Raw genomic sequence first — 16,831 nt, 5'->3', positions numbered from 1 at the left:
CTACCCGTTGATGTTCTCGGTCATCCGCGTCCGTGCGATGGGGGCGACGGCGTTGATGGCGATGCCGTTGCGGGCACCTTCGATGGCGAGAACGTGCATCATGCCGATGAGGCCCATCTTGGCGGCGCCGTAGTTGGCTTGACCGAAGTTCCCGAAAAGTCCGGTGCCGGAAGTGGTCTGAACGATCCGTCCGTAATTCTGTGCCCGCAACGGCATCGCCATCAACGCCGTCGCCCCCATCGCACGGACGCGGATGACCGAGAACATCATGGGGGAAGCCGGTCAGGCCATGCACCCCGAGCTCGTCACCCCTGTGGTGGTCTACCTGTGCCATCCGACGTGCGACCGAACCGCGCACATCTACTCGGTCGGCGCCGGGAAGGTGTCACGGGTGTTCATCGGCGTCACCAAGGGAATCGAGGACACGTCTTTGACTGCGGAGTCGGTGGCGTCGTCGATCGACGACATCGACGACAGCGCCACGTTCACCATCCGGGGCGGACCCACCGCCGCCTAGCAGACAGCCGGTCAGCGACCGAGAAACTTGGGCTCACGACGTTCCGCGAACGAGGCGAGGCCCTCTTGGAGGTCAGCAGTGTGCGACACCACCTCCTGCGCCCAGGCCTCCTGCTCGAATGCGCGGTGTCGATCCGACTCCGACGACACCGACAACAACCGTTTCGTCAGCGCCAGCATCACGGTAGGGCCCGCGGCCAGCCGTACCGCGAGCTCCTCGGCGGCCGCCCGGGTGTCTTCGGGTGCGGTCACGCGATTGACCAGCCCCAGCTTCTCGCAGGTGGCAGCGTCGACCGGCTCGCCGAGCATCAAGAGTTCAGTGGCCTTGCGCAACCCCACGATTCTCGTCAACAGGTGGATGGCCCCCGAATCGGGCAGGATCCCTCGGTGCACAAACGCCTCCACGAGCTTGGCCTGCGCCGACATCACCACCAGATCGGATGCCAGCACCAAGCTGGCGCCGGCGCCCGCCGCCGTACCGTTGACAGCGGCCACCACGGGTTTGTCGCAATCCAGTATCGAGGAAATCAATCGCTGCCAGCCTTGCTGAAGCATGCGGGCGATGTCACCGGGCCGCTTCTCGGCGATGGGTTTCGATTGCGGGTCAGCGCTTGCCGCCTGGGACGGCAAGCCGGCGCCGGTACAGAAATGCCGGTCACCCGTTGCGCTCAGCAGCACGGCACGCACGTCGGACCGATCATGAGCCAGGGCAAAAGCATCCTTGAGCGCCTGACGCGCCAAGGGCGACAACGAATTTCCGACGTCTGCGCGGTCGATGGTGACTCTTAGTACCCCGTCATCGCCGACGGCCACCAGGATGCCCGATGCTTGTTCGCTCATATCCTCATCCCTGCGTTAACGGCGTTTCCGCTTTTCGGGTATCTTAATTTCCATGCCGGAAACCGGTCAGATTACCGACGAGGGGTTGGCCCGGTTGCGGGCCACCATCGGGATCGCGGTTCCGCACACTCAGCCGCCGCACTACTTCAGACCGAACGAAGACTGCTTCCGCCACGTAGCGGAGAGCTACGGCGACGCCAACCCGCTGTGGAGCGACGCGGAATACGCCGCCAAATCCGTATGGGGCGAGTCGATCGCGCCCCCCGCGCTCGTCGGGGGCGACACCTTGATAGGTGAGGACGAGGTGACCACGCTCTCCGACGAAGACCGCGCGCTGACCAAGGGTGACCCCTTGCGCGGCGTTCACGCCTTCTACGCGTCCTCGTCGCGTGAGTGGTGGGCGCCGCTGCGGGCCAATCATCGCGTCTTCCGGCGCAACGCTCTGGTCGCGGCCCTGGACAAGAGCAGTGAATTCGCCGATCGGGCCGTCCACGAGTGGTCGGCACAGGTGTTCCGAGACGATGAAGACGTCATCTTGGGTGCGCAGTACCGCAACATGATCCGCACCGAACGCAGCAAGGCGCGAGGTCGCAAGAAGTACGAGGCCGTCGAACTGAAGTCGTGGACGCCGGACGAGATCGCGGAATTGGACGAGAGATACGCGCGCGAAGCCCCGCGTGGCGCCGAACCGCGATCCTGGGAGGACGTCGACGAGGGTGACGACATCGGCACCCTGACCAAGGGCCCGTTGACGGTCACCGACATGGTCTGCTGGCATGTCGGCATGGGGACCGGCATGTACGGGGTGCGGCCCCTGCGACTGGCATGGCGCAATCGGCAGCGCATCCCCCGTTTCTACACGCCCAACGAATACGGTGTGCCGGATGCGCAGCAGCGCGTGCACTGGGAACCGGAGGCAGCCCGCAATGCGGGTAACCCCACCACCTTCGACTACGGCCGGATGCGCGAGACGTGGCTTATCCACCTGTGCACCGACTGGATGGGTGACGATGGCTGGCTGTGGAAGCTCGCCTGCGAATTCCGGCTCTTCAACTACGTCGGCGATCTGCACACCGTCACCGGGACGGTGGTCCGCAAGTACCTCGCCGAGGACGATCGTCCGGCCGTCGATCTCGAGTTGGCGGCGACGAATCATCGTGGCCAGATCACGGCGCCGGGCACGGCCACGATTCTGCTCCCCAGCCGCGAACACGGACCCGTCCGACTACCCGATCCCCCTGGGCGGGCGACCAATCTCGCGGACCTGCTCACCGCCGTGGCCGCACGATTCGCCGAAACCTGAGCCCATGACTTACGACAGTGTGCCCGGTCTCGCGGCGGAACAACGCGGTGCGGTCTTGCAATTGAGGTTGGACCGCGAGGATCGCCGCAACGCAGTCAACGACGTCATGCTCGACGCGATGATCGCGCATTTCGCCGCCGCGGGTGTCGACGAATCCGTCCGCGTCATCAGGATCGACGCTGCGGGACCCGACTTCTGCGCCGGGTCCGACCTCATCGCCAACAACGCCCGCTCCGAGCGAAAGCCCAGGGTGGGTAGCACGCAGCGCCGGCTGCCCAACAAAGCGAACCGGTTGATCCCGTTGATGCTCGAGACTCAGGTGCCCATCGTGTCCGTAGTGCGGGGCTGGGCCGCCGGGCTCGGATTCCACATCGCACTCGCATCCGACTTCTGTGTCGCCGCCGAGGATGCGCGGTTCTGGGAACCTTTCATGGCCCGCGGTTTCACCCCCGACAGCGGCGCGGCCTGGCTGCTGCCGCGGCTGATCGGCCTGGTCCGCACCCGGCAACTGCTGATGCTGGGCAAGGAGATCACCGGAACCACCGCCGCCGAGTGGAACATCATCCACGCCGCCGCCCCGGTCGACGAATTGGACACCGTGGCAAGCGAACTGACTGCCGGCCTTGGCGATGCGCCCACGGTGGCGCTGGGCCTCACCAAGTGGCTGCTGCACAGCGGCAACGGGCTCGACCTGGACCGTCATCTGCAGAACGAGGCGATGGCGCTCGAACTATCCAGCCGCAGTGAAGATTTCAAAGAAGGATTGGCGGCCTTCCGCGACCGACGCGAAGCAAAGTTCCAAGGGCGCTAGAAGAACGTGACGCCCCTGCCGATCACCGAGGCCACCAGTGCCGCCGACGCCGTCGCGGCGGTCGAACAATGGGTCGACGCCGAGGTGCCGGCATCCTGGCGTATGGCCGCCGCGCAGAGTCCCGTCGCCCTGCGCGCGGTGCGGAGCCCCGCGGATTACCGGCAGTGGTATCCGGTTTTCGCCGAGTCCGGTCTTGTGGTGCCGACCTGGGCGCGCGAATACGGCGGCCTGGGTATCGGCAACGAGGTGGCCCGGGCGATCGATAGGGTGCTGCTTCCACTGCGGCTGTCCCGGCTGAACCCGTTGGGGCTCAACAACGCTGCTGCGGCGTTGTTCAGCCACGGTACGGAAGAGCAGCGGTTGCGCTTCCTGCCGCCGATCGTGCGCAACGAGGAGAAGTGGTGTCAGCTCTTCAGTGAGCCCGGCGCGGGGTCGGACCTTGCCTCGTTGGCGACACGGGCCGTCCGGGACGCGGATGGCTGGCTGATCTCGGGCCAAAAGGTCTGGACCACCTGGGCCGACGAGGCTGACTTCGCGATCCTGCTCGCACGAACCGATCCGGACGCACCCAAGCACAAGGGCATCACCTACTTCCTGCTCGATATGCGTCAGGCCGGCGTCGAGGTACGACCACTGCGTCAGATCACCGGCGAGGCGGAGTTCAACGAAGTCTTCATCGACGATGCCCGGGTCCCCGACGCGCACCGGGTGGGCGAGGTCAATGACGGATGGCGCGTCAGCGCATCGACGCTGTCCAGTGAGCGGCAGATGGTTTCGGGTTCCGGGTCGGGAGGCATGGGCCGCCTCGGCGGCTCCGGCGCCGACCGGCTGATCGCCGTCGCGCGGGAGACGGGCCGATGGGACGACCCGGTCGTCCGTAACAAGATCATGCGGTTGTGGGCCCAGGAGCAGATCCGTGGCTGGACCAATGACCGTGTCCGGGCGGCACTGTCGGCCGGCCAATCGCCCGGGGCCGCGTCCTCGATCGGTAAGGTGCACCAGGCCACGCTGAACCAGCAAATTCAGGACCTCATGGTCGACCTGCTGGGTACGGACGCGGTCGCCTGGCCCGCCACCGACGAGCCGGACGCACTGCCCCGGGATGTCCATGGAATGCTGCGCAGCCTCGCCAACGGCACCGAGGGCGGCACCACCGACATCAACAAGAACATCCTCGGCGAGCGCGTGCTCGGGCTTCCCAAGGAACCGGACCCCTGGAAGGGCAAACCCTGGAAGGACATTCCGCGCTCGTGAGCACCTACCAGCGGTTGGTCGTGGAGAAGTCTGAGGGTATCGGCTGGCTGATCCTGAACCGGCCGGACGCGGGCAACGCCTTCGACGCGTTGATGCTCGACGAACTCGAGACCGCCTGGGCCGAACTCGATGCCGATCCCGGTGTCCGGGTGATCGTCAACGCGGCCAACGGCACAGCCTTCTGCACGGGGATGGACGTGGTGCAGGTGGCGCGCGACAAAGCGGCGATGCGCCGCCACTCGCGTCGAACTCGGGACGCGGAGCTGAAGATTTCGTCCTGGCATTGCGGGGTATGGAAGCCGGTGATCGCGGCCGTGAACGGGGTTTGCGCGGGCGGTGGCCTGCACCTGGTGGCCGACGCCGACATCGTCATCGCGGCCGAACAGGCCTCCTTCGTCGACCCGCACGTGTCGCTCGGCCAGGCCGTCGCCTATGAGGCGATCACCCTGCTTCGCAAGTCTCCGATGGAGGCAATCACCCGGATGGCGTTGAGCGGCAGGGGCGAACGCATCTCGGCGCAACGCGCCTACGAGTTGGGCATCTTGTCCGAGGTGGTAGCCGCCGATCGGCTTCGCGCCGCGGCGCTTCGGCTCGCCACCGCGATCGCCGGAAATTCGCCGACCGCGTTGCGCGCCACCAAGAAGGCGCTGTGGCACTGCCTGGAAGTCGGTATGACGCAGGCCCGCCGGGATGCCTCCGATGAGATCTGGCGGCTGCGCAATCACCCCGACCACGGCGAGGGCGCCAGGGCGTGGCGCGAGAAGCGCACACCGCGGTGGCAAGCACCGTCCGGCGCTGTGGAGGCTTCATGACGTATCAGAGGCTGGTCGTCGAGCGGCGCGGGCCGGTGGGCTGGATCATCAACAACCGCCCCGACCGGCTCAACGCGTATGACGTTGTGATGCGTGAGGAATTCCCGAAAGCGTGGTCGGAATTGAATGCCGACCCAGACGTCCGCGTCATCGTGCACACCGGCAACGGGCGAGCGTTCCAGGTGGGGGCCGACGTCGAGGAGCTCGACGGCGAGGCCGTGCTGCAGTTTCAGGAGACCATGCGCACGCTGGACCTCAAGCTGACGGCGTGGCACTGCAACGTCGAGAAGCCGGTCATCACGGCTGTCAACGGGGTATGCGCCGGTGGCGGGTTGCACTGGGTGGCCGACGCCGACATCGTCATCGCGTCATCGGACGCGAGCTTCGTCGACCCGCACGTCTCGATCGGCCAGGTCAGCGCTTTGGAAACCATCGCGCTGATGCGCAGGATGCCGGCCGAGGCGGTGTTGCGGATGGCGTTGGTGGGCAGCCACGAACGGCTCAGCGCCCATCGTGCGTACCAGCTCGGCATGATCAGCCAGGTCGTGGATCCGCCCGAAAAGCTGCGCGAGGTCGCCCAGGAGCTGGCCGAGAAGATCGCCAGAAACTCGCCCGCGGCGATGCGTGCCACCAAGCGTGCACTGTGGGGCGCACTCGAATACGGCCTGACCGATGCGTGCCGCGCCGGCGCCAAGCACCTGACGTCGATGTGGGGGCACCCCGACCAGAACGAGGGCCCCCTTGCCTTCGCGGACAAGCGAACTCCGAATTGGGCTCCGTTGGAGGCCGATTCGTGAGCCTGGTGGATCTGCTTGACGGCCTGCCGGATGTCGCCGTGCACTTGGTCGATGGCGAGGTGTCGCGCGACGAGCTGGTGGCCAGTTCCGACCAACTCGGCGCGCTCCTCGCGGCAATCGGATTGGCGAGGGGACAGGTTGTCGCCGCCATGCTGCCCAACGACGCAACCACCATCGCCGCGCTGTTCGGCACGTGGCGCGCCGGTGGGGTGTACACACCGTTGAACCCCAGGGCGGCCGACGCCGAGATAGCGGCCCAGCTGACGACGTTGCGGCCCGTCGCCGTCGTCACGACACCCGAACTGGCGCCGAGATTCTCGACGTTCGAAATCCCCGTCGTCACCGGTGACGCGTTGGCGTGGGCAACGGCGGCAAGGCGCGACTTGCCCGCGCACGCGCGGTCCTACGACGACGATGTGGCACTGTTGCAGTTCACCTCCGGCACCACGGGCCCGCCGAAGCCGGTGCCCCTTCGGCACACCACGGTGCTCGACCTGATCGACCGACTGTTGGCGAAACTTCGTGGGAAGAAAGCTATTACCGACGCACCGAAGCGTCCGCCGATGCCGAACCTCGTGCCGTTGTCGTTGTCGTTGTGGGCGGGTATCTATCAGGTGCTGTTCGCGTTCCGGGCGGGTTCGGGCGTGGTGCTGATGGAGCGATTTTCCCCGTCGGACTTCGCCGCGCTGGTTCGGCGGCATCAGCTGCGTTCCACGGTGCTGCCGCCCGCGGCGCTCACCATGGTGTTGCACGACGACTCGGTCACGGACCTGTCGCCGCTGAAGATCGTGCGATCGATCACCGCTCCCCTGTCGCCTGTGCAAGCGGCCCGATTCAGGGACAAGTTCGGCGTGATCGTGCTGAACTCCTACGGCCAGACCGAACTCGGTGGCGAGGTGGTGGGGTGGTCGGCCGCCGACGCCCGCGAGTGGGGAGAGACCAAACTCGGATCGGTGGGGCGGCCTCTGCCCGGCATCGACGTCAGGATTGCCGATGACGAGGTGCTGGTGCGCACGCCGACGACAGCGGCGCGCAACATCGATCCGGCCTTCCTCGACCGGCTCACCGATGACGGCTGGTTTCACACCGGCGACTTGGGCTGGTTCGACGACGACGGGTTCCTCTGGCTCGACGGCCGGGTGTCCGACATGATCAACCGTGGCGGCCTCAAGGTCTTCCCGGGCACCGTCGAAGACGTCATTCTCGCCGCAGGCGGCGTGCGGGAAGCCGCCGTCGTTGGCATCCCCGACGAGCGGCTCGGCGAGGTGCCCTGGGCATTCGTCGTGCGACGTGATCACGGCGTGACAGAAGACAGCCTCGCCGCGTGGTGCCGGGATCGATTGACGCCGTACCGCGTACCCGTGCGATTCGTGTTCGTCGACCGGCTGCCGCGCAACGACGTCGGCAAGGTGGTCAAGCGCGAGCTCGCCGCCATGGCCGACGCGTGAAGGCTCGGACTCAGCAATTGTCGAAGCCCGGGAGCTTGGCCAACCCTGAATGCGATAATGCCAATTCTCGCAATTGATAATGATGCTATCATCGCGGGGAAATATGGATTTCCAAACGCGTTGCGGAGACGGGAGCAACGGATGTGATCGAAGAATTGGTGCGGATGGTGATTACGTGGGGGGTGATGTGCGCATTGGTTGCCTTCTTCTACTGGATGTTGTCCAACATCGGGACTTTCTGACCGCAGCGAACGGCCCTGAGTGGAGTCGCCTCGGGCCGGCTATCAATTTCCTAAGGAGGAGTCAGCGCGGTGGACGAACAGGATCGCCGGCGTAGGCGCGGCCTCATCGTTTTCCAAATCTGGATATACGGCCTCCTGCTGACGATGTTTCTCATCCAGCTCTCCATGTTGCTGACAAGAGATTGGTAGGCCCATGCGATTGCCCTCTGCGATAACGCGCCGCGGGAACGGTGCATCCTCATTCGCGTCAGCGACTTTGGACGAACACGAACGCCGGAGCCGGCGGGCTCAACGACAGGCGGATCTCTGGCTCATAGCCGGCACGGCACTGATGGGCACGCTCGTGCTCGGCGTCCTCGGGCTCCCCCTGTTCGTGCGTGGCCTGTACCTGTTGCGCAATGCGCAACGCGAGGGCCTGTCGGTGCGTCCACTCATGGTCACGCTCATCGGTTACGTGATCATCCTGGACGCGGCCCTGAACAGCATCGGTTGGGCACTCGACCTGTTCGCCAATCACGCCCTGATAACCCGCACCGTGTTCACCGCTTGGGGGAACCTGATGGACGGGGGCTACTTCTGGCACTACAACGAGCTCTGGATCGGAGGTGCCGGTGCGCCCGGGGAGAAGGCGTGGGTTCTCGTGTGCGTGCTCATCGCCTTTCCGATGCGGATGGCCGCAGCGATCGGCTTCCTGCAGATGAAGCGCTGGGGCCACCAGTGGATGATCGTCACTTGCTGGTTCGGTGTGGTGGTCTGGACCGGCTACATCTTCAACATGACGTTGTATGCCGATGTGCGGTACGCGGCGGTAGGCCTGCCGGTGCTGGCCTGGTGGGCCTACAACATCTTTTACATCACGCCGTTCCTCGCAATCCCTTACCTGCACACCGTGAACCGGGAAATCTTCTCCGACTGACCGATCCTGGGAAGGACTATCGTGTCTGAATCAACTGTGGACGCAGTCGCGCCGGCCGAGCCGCTACCGCCGGGCACGACGTCGGCTTGGGCGCGGATGCACACGTGGCTCAAACGGGGGCTGTTCGTCTGCCTGTTCGGGTTGGTGATCGAGGGGTCGCTCACCGTGCCGGTGATGGCAGTCTGGTACGGGTGGCCCACGCTGTCCCTCACCCAAATCTGCAGCGAATTGCTGAAGGTGCGCTACTCCGATGACTCGCTCGAATGCAGGCAGCCCTATCCCCTCGGGGGCCCGCCGTTCGGCGGTGCTCCGGAGGCCGCCGGCCAACACACCGCGAAAGACGACTGGGGGGTCCAACCCCACCCGCGGTACAACCGGATCGGCTTCCGCGAACTGGTGAAGATCCACGACGAGCGAATCGCACGGCAAGCGAAGGCGTCGGCGATTCCAAAACCGTAGGGCGGCGCACATGACAACTCCGCACGTCATAGGGCGCAGCGATGCCATCTCGTGGGCGATCGCAGCAAGTCTCAAGTCGGTCGTCCACAACCTCGACGAACCGACTCAGCCGAACACGGACCACGTAGTCATAGTGATCGGCGTCGATCCGGCCCTCGAGCCGACGCCCGTCAGCACGTTGAGTCCGCCGGACTGGGGCCGATTCGCCGAACAACCGATGCGACACGCGCTCGCCGCTTTGCAACGGTCATACTCCTCGATGCGCGACAAAGGTGGAGGACGAATCGTGCTGGTGCTGCCATCGATCGGGATGACGGGAGCGCCGTATCTCGTCCCGTACGCCACCGCGCTCGAGGGAATCCGTGCGATGGCCAAATCCGCCGCTCGCCAATGGGCTTCTCAAAACCTGATCGTCAACATGGTTGCCGCCCCGCTTCGTCTTTTCGCGCCGCGGCTGAGCGCGTCAGCCAGCCATGTGACCGCGGCAGCGCTTCAGGACGATGACTCGCTCATCGAAACGATCGTCGAGACGACACGATTCCTACTCAAGCCCGAGGTCACGGGTCTGGTCGGCGAAACCGTCATCGTCGACGGCGGAGCCGTGATGCTCCCATGACGATCAACGATTACACGGTGCTGGTCACTGGAGCCGGCGGCGGTGTCGGGCACGGCATCGCGCGTGCCCTCGCGGTCGACGGCGCGCACGTCTTCGTCGCCACCCGATCGGAAAGTGGGCGGGCGGTTGCAGCGGAACTCAGCGAGGCCGGTTGTCGGGCAAGCTGGGTCCGCTGCGACGTCACCGTAGCCGAGTCGGTCATCGGCGCCGTCGAGGCCGCGGTGATGACGACCGGGCGCCTGGATGCGCTGGTACACAATGCCACAAGCAACGCATCCAGCCAGCCGCACCGACTCGAGGACGTCGGTGAGTCGCTGTGGCGCGACCACATCAGCGTGTCGGTGACCGGCGCCTATCACTGTGCGAGCGCAGCCTTCCAAGCGCTGCGTGAACGGGCAGGGACGTTCCTGGTGATGACCTCACCCGCCGGGATCGAAGGCAGCGCCACACTGCCGCTCTATGCCACGGTGAAGGGCGCACTGCGGGGCTTCGCCAAAAGCCTGGCCCGCGAATGGGGCGCCTACGGCATCACGGTCAATGTGATATCGCCGCTTGCATATTCACCGGCGATGACGGCGGCGATCGAAGCCGAACCCGCGATGGAGGAGCGGCTGGCGCGGCGGATCCCGCTGGGCCGCATCGGCGATCCGCAGAGCGACGTCGGTGCGGCGGTCACTTTCCTCGTGGGCCCCAAGGCCAGGTATCTCACCGGACAGACGATAGGGGTCGACGGCGGCCACTTCACCAACCTCTAAGCCGTCGTGGAAATCGGTCTTGTTCTTCCGCACAGCGGCCCGAACGCGTCACCGTCGTTCATCCGCGACTTCGCGCAGACCGCCGAGGGTTGCGGAGTCGACCGGCTCTGGGCGGTCGACCATCTCGTTTTGCCCCGTCACAGCGATTCGCTGTATCCGCTGGGCCGCAGGCCCACGCCAGTCGCCGACGGCTGGCTCGCCGACAATCTCGCCCCCAACTTTGAACTCATGACGACGCTCAGTTGGGTTGCCGGGTTGACGAGCACGATTGGGCTCGGATCATCGGTCGCCGTACTGCCGCTTCGCAATCCGATCGGCAACGCAAGACAACTCGCTTCGCTCGACGCGTTCTCGGGCGGCCGGCTCGTGTACGGCGTCGGAGTCGGGTGGCTGAAGGAAGAGGCGACAGCGATGGGCATGCCATGGGACAACCGTGGCGCCCGCAGCGAGGAACACATCCGGTTGTTGCGCACCCTATGGTGTGCGGACGATCCCTACGTCGAATTCCATGGGAAATTCTACGATTTCGCACCGATGGATCCCCGGCCGCACCCCGCACGACGACCCATTCCGATCCTGGTGGGCGGGCACTCTGACACCGCGCTCGACCGAGCGGCGCGTGTCGGCGACGGGTGGATTTCCGCGCCGACGTCCGTTGGACGGCTGGCCGGGCTCGTCGCGTCTCTGAACCGGTTAGCCGACGCGCGCGGCAGATCGTCGGCGAGCTTATACAAGGTCGCATCCACCGCTTATTCCGGCGCCCGATCATTGGCCGAGTCATGCGATGCCTACCGCCGACTGGGCATCGATCATGTTCAGGTCCTTCTATCGGCCGACGAGCCGCACCGCATCATCGACCGGATGCCGGAGGTCGCTGATGCGGCGAACCAGTGAATCGGGCCGGACGGCCCTCCAGCCCTTGACGCGCGGTGCGACCTTGCCGTTCGCGACGGTTTCGGACAGTATTAGGGCGAGAACGTCTACTCTCGGTTTGTGATAGTGGCGTTGCCGGTTGCCATCCGCGCCGTTGGCCATGCATATGGCGGACAAATCTGCGAGCAGGCTTTCGGCGATCTCGACTGCTTCGTGGAAAGGAATGACGATGACCGAACCCCGTGCGTTCGAGGTGTGGGATGCGGACAATCACATGTACGAGACGATCGACGCCTACACGCGCTATCTGCCGGAGAAATACTCCGAAGCATTGAAGTTCGTCGACGTCAATGGCCGCAAGAAGCTCCAGATCCTCGGCGTTATCACCGAGACGATACCCAACCCCACCTACGAGGTGATTCCCACTCCCGGCGCATGGGCCGACTACTACCGCGGGATCAACCCGGAGGGAAAGACGCTGCGCGAGCTCGCCGAGCCCATCCGCTGTCCAGACGAGTTCCGGCGCCCCGACCTGCGCCTGGCGTTGATGGACCGCCAGGGCGTTGATGGCGCGCTGATGTTTCCCACCACGGCGGGCATGCTCGAGGAACGGACCAAGTGCGACACCGAGCTCACCCACGCGGTAACCCACGCCTTCAACCGCTGGCTGCTCGAGGACTGGACGTTCAACGTCAAGGACCGCATCTTCCCCGTCCCGGCGATCTCACTCAACGATCCGTCGAAGGGCGTTGCGGAACTCGAATGGTGCCTGGAAAACGGGGCGAAGACGGTGCTGATCCGGCCGGCGCCGGTGCCCAGGGAGGACGGAACCTCGCGTTCACCCGCGTTGCCCGAGTTCGACCGTTTCTGGAGATTGGTCGAGTCGTCGGGCATCTCGGTCCAGATGCACAACTCCGACGCCGGCTACGACCGCTACCTCTCCGACTGGGAGGGCGGCAACGAGTTCCAGGGTTTCCAGCTGACGAAGTTCCGCGGCTTCATCTACGAGGAGAGCCGCCACATCTTCGATACGCTCGCGGCCTTCATCGCCCATGGGGTGTTCGAGCGCTTCCCCGGCCTACGCATCGGTGTGGTCGAGAACGGCGGTTCGTGGGCTCAGCGCCTGATGGACGTTTTCGATCGGGTGTACCGCAAGAAGCCGCGCGAATTCAGTGAGCACCCGTGTGATGTCTTCCGAAGGCACGTGTGGGTGAACCCGTTTCACGAGGAGGACATGTCGCACCTCATCGACATCCTCGGTGAGAAGCGGGTGATGTTCGGCTCGGACTACCCGCATCCCGAGGGATTGGCCGCGCCCGCGGACTTCGTCAATGAGCTCGAAAACCTCCCCGCCGCAACCACAGCACGAGTGATGGGCGGCAATCTGAAGGAGCTGATCGGCATCTAGCCGAGTCCGGCGGCGAATCGCCTCAGGTACGGCCAGGAGATGTTGAACATCTCCCCGCGTCGGCATAAGTATCTTCACCGACAAGACCGATCCTTATGGCATTCGCGGTGCTGCGTGTCTCGGGCAGGAGATCGCCTTGCCCGGGAATCGGATCGGGGTTGTCACGAACGCTCACCGGTCCCCGAACCGGGTCCGGAGTTCATTCTTGAGCACCTTGCCGGTGAGATTACGTGGCAGCGCATCGACGATCTCGAGCCGTTCGGGCGACTTGTGCCTGCTCAGCCCCCGGGCTTGGCAATGTTCGGAAACCGAAGAGAGCGTGACCGCCGCACCCGGGCGGGCGACGACGACGGCACACACCCGTTCGCCGGTCCGCTCATCGGGTACGCCGATGACCGCGACGTCGGCGATCGCAGGGTGGCTCGCCAGGACGCCCTCGATCTCGAGGGCCGAGATGTTCTCCGCGTTGCGGATGATCGCGTCCTTGATGCGCCCCGTGACGACGACATTGCCCTGTTGGTCGATGCGTCCCAGATCGCCGGTGCGAAACCACCCGCCGGCGTCGAATGCCTGGGCATCTAATGACGCATCGACGTAGCCGAGGAAGCATTGCGGGCCCTTGAGCCGCAGCTCCCCCTCCTCCCCGGGCTCGACCGGCCGCTCGGATTCGTCGACGACTCGCACTGAGACGCCCGGCACGGGTTTGCCGACGGTGTGGTCCAGCAGCTCCGGAGGGCCGTTCGGTGCTTGGGAGGTGGCGACCGGAAATTCGGTCAGTCCCCAGGAATTGGCCACACCGTCGACCGAGAAGGTCTGCCGCACTTGATGTCCCAACTCCGCGGTGATGGGTGCACCACCGCCGACACAGCCACGCAGATCGGGATATAGCGGTTCGGCGCCGTGTTTTGCCTGCGCCGCCATGAAGGCGACGAAGAACGGGGTGGCGCTGCCCAGCAGAGTCGGCCGGTGCGCAGCGATGGCGAAGGGGGTCTCCACGGGATCGAAGGTGTCGAAGAGCACCAGTCGCATGCCGGTATGGAGGGCGGCAGCGAGCATGGCGGCTCCCCCGATGTGCGACACCGGAAAGGCGATCGGGTTGACGTCGCTACTGGAGGCGCCGACGATGGCGACGACGCCTGCCGAGCCGGCGATGACCGAGCGGTCGCAGTGCCGCGCGCCTTTCGGGGACGCCGTTGTGCCCGACGAATAGTAGATCCAGCGCGGCTCCTCGCCCGATTGTGGCGGCGCAGGCAGCGCCGCCGGATCACCGGCGGGTAGCCGAAGTGCGCCGGTGATGGGCTCGTCGTGGTCGATGACCACGACAGTCATGGGTTGCTGATCACCGATCCGCTGGGCGAGCGCGATGTGGTCGAAATTGCGCCACACCCCGGGAACGATGAGGACGTCGGTCGCGAGCTGCGTTGTCACAAAACGTAATTCGCTCTCCCGCCAGATCGGCAGTACCGGGTTTTGGACCGCCCCGAGGCGCGCCAGCGCCACCATGACGACCATCGTCTCCAGCGTCGTCGGCAGCTGCCACGACACCACCGTTCCCGCGCCAATTCCGCGTTGCGCCAACGCCGCCGCGCATGTCAGTGCGGATTCGTACAGCTGCTCGCACGACAGGGCCCGACCGTAGTCGTCGACTAGGACCACCCGATCGGGATGCGCCCGCGCCGCCGTCTCGACCAGGGACCAATAGGTCTCCGCCGCCGGGTATGCGGTCATCGGCTCGGCAAGTGCAGTCGCCGCTTGGCCAGGATGTTGCGCATCATTTCCGAGCTGCCACCGGATATCGTGTAGGCCCGGGACCACAGCCAGCATTCACGCAGGCGTTGTTTGGCGCGATCCACATCGGGGTCCGCAGTCCCCGCGGCAATCGCCGATGCGGCCAGCTCGGCGCCATAGGCCGCGACACGGTGATAGGTTTCGGCGAAGCTCAACTTCGCGATCGAGCCGTCGCCCGGTCGTTCCTCACCCGACGTCAGCCGCTCCACATGGTCGTCGATGAACGCCTTGGCTACCTCGGCCTCGACGGCCAACTCGGCGACCTGCTGGCGGATGTCGGTGGAGTCCAGTGCGGGCTCGCCGTCGATGAGCGCGTTCCGGGCCACGGTGACCAAATCGTCGATCAAGAGTTCGAGCAAGATGACGTTGCCGCCGATGCCGAATCGTTCAAAGTCCAAGCCGGCCATGATGATCGACCAGCCCTGGCCCACCTCGCCGATCAGGCTCTCCGGACCGAGCTCGACCCCGCTGAGGAAGACCTCATTGACCTCGATCGCATCGCCGATCGTGCGGATCGGACGAACCTCGACACCCTCCGCCGAGAGCGGCACGGTGAAGACGGACAGGCCGTGGTGGCGCGAGGACGTCGGGTCGGTGCGGATCAGGGCGAGGCCCATGTCGGCCCAGTGTCCGTCGGTGATCCAGGTCTTCTGGCCGTCGATCACCCAACCGCCGTCGGGTTGCCGCACCCCGCGGCTGCGCACCGCGGCGATGTCGCTACCCGCATCGGGTTCGCTGAGCAGTTGGCACCAGACGTGCTCGCTGCGCCGGATGGGTGGCAGTAGCCGCTGCTTCTGCTCGTCGGATCCGAAGTGCAAGAGCACGTGTGCCGCCAGGTTCACCTGGTCCACCGGGCGTGGCGCGCGGGCGCGCAGGATCTCCTCGCTGACGATGCGGTCGTGCAGTGGGTGGTGATCGTCGCGACCGCCGTGTTGGACCGGCCAATCCGCGCCCACGAGGCCCGCCTCGAACAGGCCGGCGAACCACGCGCGCAGCAGGGCTTCTTGCGCGGGGGTCTGCGGCGCACGGTGGCCTTCGCGGGCTTCGATCGGCGGCGCGTGTTCGGCGATGTGTGCCCTGACCCGCTCTCTGAAGTCGGCCAGCTGCGCATCGGTGGGACGGCTCCAAACCACGCTCACCAACCCGACACCTCCGCCACCAGCGCCCGGCTCGAACGCGCCGTGCCGATCAGGTGGCCGTTGGTGAAGACCCGACGCAGCTCGTAATGCAGCGGATACTCCCACGTGAAACCGATGCCGCCCGAAAGTTGCATGCACTCGTCGACGGCGGCGGCGGCCTTCGCCGCGACGAACGCGTGCGCCGCCGCCGTCAGCAAGGTCGCCCTCTCCTCTCCCGCAGCGAGTGCCCGCGCCGCCCTCATGACGACGGCGCGCGCTTTGACCTCGAAGACCAGCAGCTCGACCAGCCGGTGCTGAATCGCCTGAAAGCTCGCGATCGGGGCCCCGAATGCGATGCGCTCCTTGAGGTATGCCGTCAGCCGCTCGAGGGTCATCGACACGGCGCCCACCGAATCGGCGGCGACCAGCAGTCGGGCCACGGCGGCCAACTGGTCGGCCCGTTCGACAGATCCGATCACGTCGCCGGGTGCGGCCTTCGCGTCGAAACGCCATACGGTTCGGGTGACGTCCAGCAGGTCGGGGTCCAACTCGAACTGGTCGCGATCCAAATCGCGCAGCAGGTGAATTCCGTTGCTTCCCAGGAGTATGACGATGTCGGCCTGGTCGCCGCGGATGATCCGTGCGGGCTCGCCGACGATCGCGACGCCGGCCGTCGCGGTCCCGGCGAGCAGGCCGGGCAGCAACTGTTGCCTGGGGTACCCGGGCGCGGAGGCGAGCGCCGCGGCACCGATCGTGGTTCCCAACCACGCCGACCCGTCCTGCGCTCGACCAAGCTCCTCCGCCACGACGCAGGCCTCGACCGGACGCCACCCGGTGCCCCCCAGCACCTCATCCACGAGCAGGCCGGTCCAGTC

At 65.8% G+C, this 16,831-nt stretch carries 16 protein-coding genes and 2 pseudogenes; 13 read left to right on the top strand and 5 right to left on the bottom strand.

Going from position 1 to position 16,831, the window contains the following annotated elements; translation table 11 throughout:
- A pseudogene (locus A5704_RS11290) lies at positions 1-210 on the bottom strand (SDR family NAD(P)-dependent oxidoreductase); the annotation flags it as partial.
- Here A5704_RS11290 and A5704_RS11285 point away from each other — a divergent pair.
- A pseudogene (locus tag A5704_RS11285) lies at positions 203-517 on the top strand (short-chain dehydrogenase); the annotation flags it as partial. The pseudogenes A5704_RS11290 and A5704_RS11285 sit on opposite strands and share 8 nt — an antisense overlap.
- 11 nt (positions 518-528) lie before the next feature.
- Here the strand turns inward: A5704_RS11285 and A5704_RS11280 are convergent.
- The gene (locus A5704_RS11280) at positions 529-1,356 is read right to left on the bottom strand and encodes an enoyl-CoA hydratase/isomerase family protein (protein WP_067785703.1); all 828 of its coding nucleotides are present in this window, start codon (positions 1,354-1,356) and stop codon (positions 529-531) included.
- A 52-nt stretch (positions 1,357-1,408) separates the two neighbouring features.
- Between A5704_RS11280 and A5704_RS11275 the strand changes: the two genes are divergently transcribed.
- The 12 genes from A5704_RS11275 (at position 1,409) to A5704_RS11220 (ending at position 13,050) form a co-directional block, all read left to right on the top strand.
- Complete coding sequence (locus A5704_RS11275; RefSeq protein ID WP_067785700.1) at positions 1,409-2,659, top strand: hypothetical protein; 1,251 nt, start codon at positions 1,409-1,411, stop codon at positions 2,657-2,659.
- A gap of 4 nt (positions 2,660-2,663) precedes the next feature.
- Positions 2,664-3,470: an enoyl-CoA hydratase/isomerase family protein gene (locus A5704_RS11270; protein WP_067753749.1), complete on the top strand. Its 807-nt coding sequence runs from the start codon at positions 2,664-2,666 to the stop codon at positions 3,468-3,470.
- A gap of 6 nt (positions 3,471-3,476) precedes the next feature.
- A complete protein-coding gene (locus tag A5704_RS11265) occupies positions 3,477-4,724 on the top strand; it encodes an acyl-CoA dehydrogenase family protein (RefSeq protein ID WP_082950324.1) in 1,248 nt (415 codons plus the stop codon).
- Positions 4,721-5,536, top strand: coding sequence for an enoyl-CoA hydratase/isomerase family protein (locus A5704_RS11260; RefSeq protein WP_067889035.1), 816 nt, complete (start codon positions 4,721-4,723; stop codon positions 5,534-5,536). The genes A5704_RS11265 and A5704_RS11260 overlap by 4 nt, the downstream gene beginning before the upstream one ends.
- Positions 5,533-6,333 (top strand): enoyl-CoA hydratase/isomerase family protein, encoded by an 801-nt coding sequence (locus tag A5704_RS11255; protein ID WP_067889032.1) that lies wholly within the window; start codon positions 5,533-5,535, stop codon positions 6,331-6,333. Before A5704_RS11260 ends, A5704_RS11255 begins: the two co-directional genes overlap by 4 nt.
- Positions 6,330-7,781 carry a class I adenylate-forming enzyme family protein gene (locus A5704_RS11250; RefSeq protein ID WP_067889029.1) on the top strand — a complete coding sequence of 484 codons (1,452 nt, stop codon included), beginning with the start codon at positions 6,330-6,332 and terminating at the stop codon, positions 7,779-7,781. Before A5704_RS11255 ends, A5704_RS11250 begins: the two co-directional genes overlap by 4 nt.
- 498 nt (positions 7,782-8,279) lie before the next feature.
- Positions 8,280-8,939, top strand: a complete 660-nt coding sequence (locus tag A5704_RS11245; RefSeq protein ID WP_067785688.1) for a hypothetical protein — start codon at positions 8,280-8,282, stop codon at positions 8,937-8,939.
- Between the two features lie 96 nt (positions 8,940-9,035).
- A complete protein-coding gene (locus A5704_RS11240; RefSeq protein WP_231968996.1) occupies positions 9,036-9,398 on the top strand; it encodes a hypothetical protein in 363 nt (120 codons plus the stop codon).
- Between the two features lie 10 nt (positions 9,399-9,408).
- Positions 9,409-10,014, top strand: coding sequence for an SDR family oxidoreductase (locus tag A5704_RS11235; RefSeq protein ID WP_067785682.1), 606 nt, complete (start codon positions 9,409-9,411; stop codon positions 10,012-10,014).
- Positions 10,011-10,769, top strand: coding sequence for an SDR family NAD(P)-dependent oxidoreductase (locus A5704_RS11230; protein WP_067785679.1), 759 nt, complete (start codon positions 10,011-10,013; stop codon positions 10,767-10,769). The genes A5704_RS11235 and A5704_RS11230 overlap by 4 nt, the downstream gene beginning before the upstream one ends.
- Before the next feature lie 6 nt (positions 10,770-10,775).
- Positions 10,776-11,663: a TIGR03619 family F420-dependent LLM class oxidoreductase gene (locus A5704_RS11225; protein ID WP_067785676.1), complete on the top strand. Its 888-nt coding sequence runs from the start codon at positions 10,776-10,778 to the stop codon at positions 11,661-11,663.
- 208 nt (positions 11,664-11,871) lie between these two features.
- Positions 11,872-13,050, top strand: a complete 1,179-nt coding sequence (locus A5704_RS11220) for an amidohydrolase family protein (RefSeq protein ID WP_067785706.1) — start codon at positions 11,872-11,874, stop codon at positions 13,048-13,050.
- 171 nt (positions 13,051-13,221) lie between these two features.
- Here A5704_RS11220 and A5704_RS11215 read toward each other — a convergent pair whose 3' ends face one another.
- The 3 genes from A5704_RS11215 to A5704_RS11205 form a co-directional block, all read right to left on the bottom strand.
- On the bottom strand, positions 13,222-14,778 hold the full coding sequence (locus A5704_RS11215) for a class I adenylate-forming enzyme family protein (RefSeq protein ID WP_067889026.1): 1,557 nt from the start codon (positions 14,776-14,778) through the stop codon (positions 13,222-13,224).
- Positions 14,775-15,977, bottom strand: a complete 1,203-nt coding sequence (locus A5704_RS11210; protein ID WP_067753785.1) for an acyl-CoA dehydrogenase family protein — start codon at positions 15,975-15,977, stop codon at positions 14,775-14,777. Before A5704_RS11210 ends, A5704_RS11215 begins: the two co-directional genes overlap by 4 nt.
- The coding region (locus A5704_RS11205) for an acyl-CoA dehydrogenase family protein (RefSeq protein ID WP_067753794.1) at positions 15,974-16,831 on the bottom strand (858 nt) is incomplete at its 5' end. The genes A5704_RS11205 and A5704_RS11210, both read right to left, overlap by 4 nt.

It is taken from the genome of Mycobacterium sp. E735 (genome assembly GCF_001666955.1).
GTDB lineage: Bacteria > Actinomycetota > Actinomycetes > Mycobacteriales > Mycobacteriaceae > Mycobacterium.
This window is presented reverse-complemented; position numbering and strand designations above follow the sequence as displayed.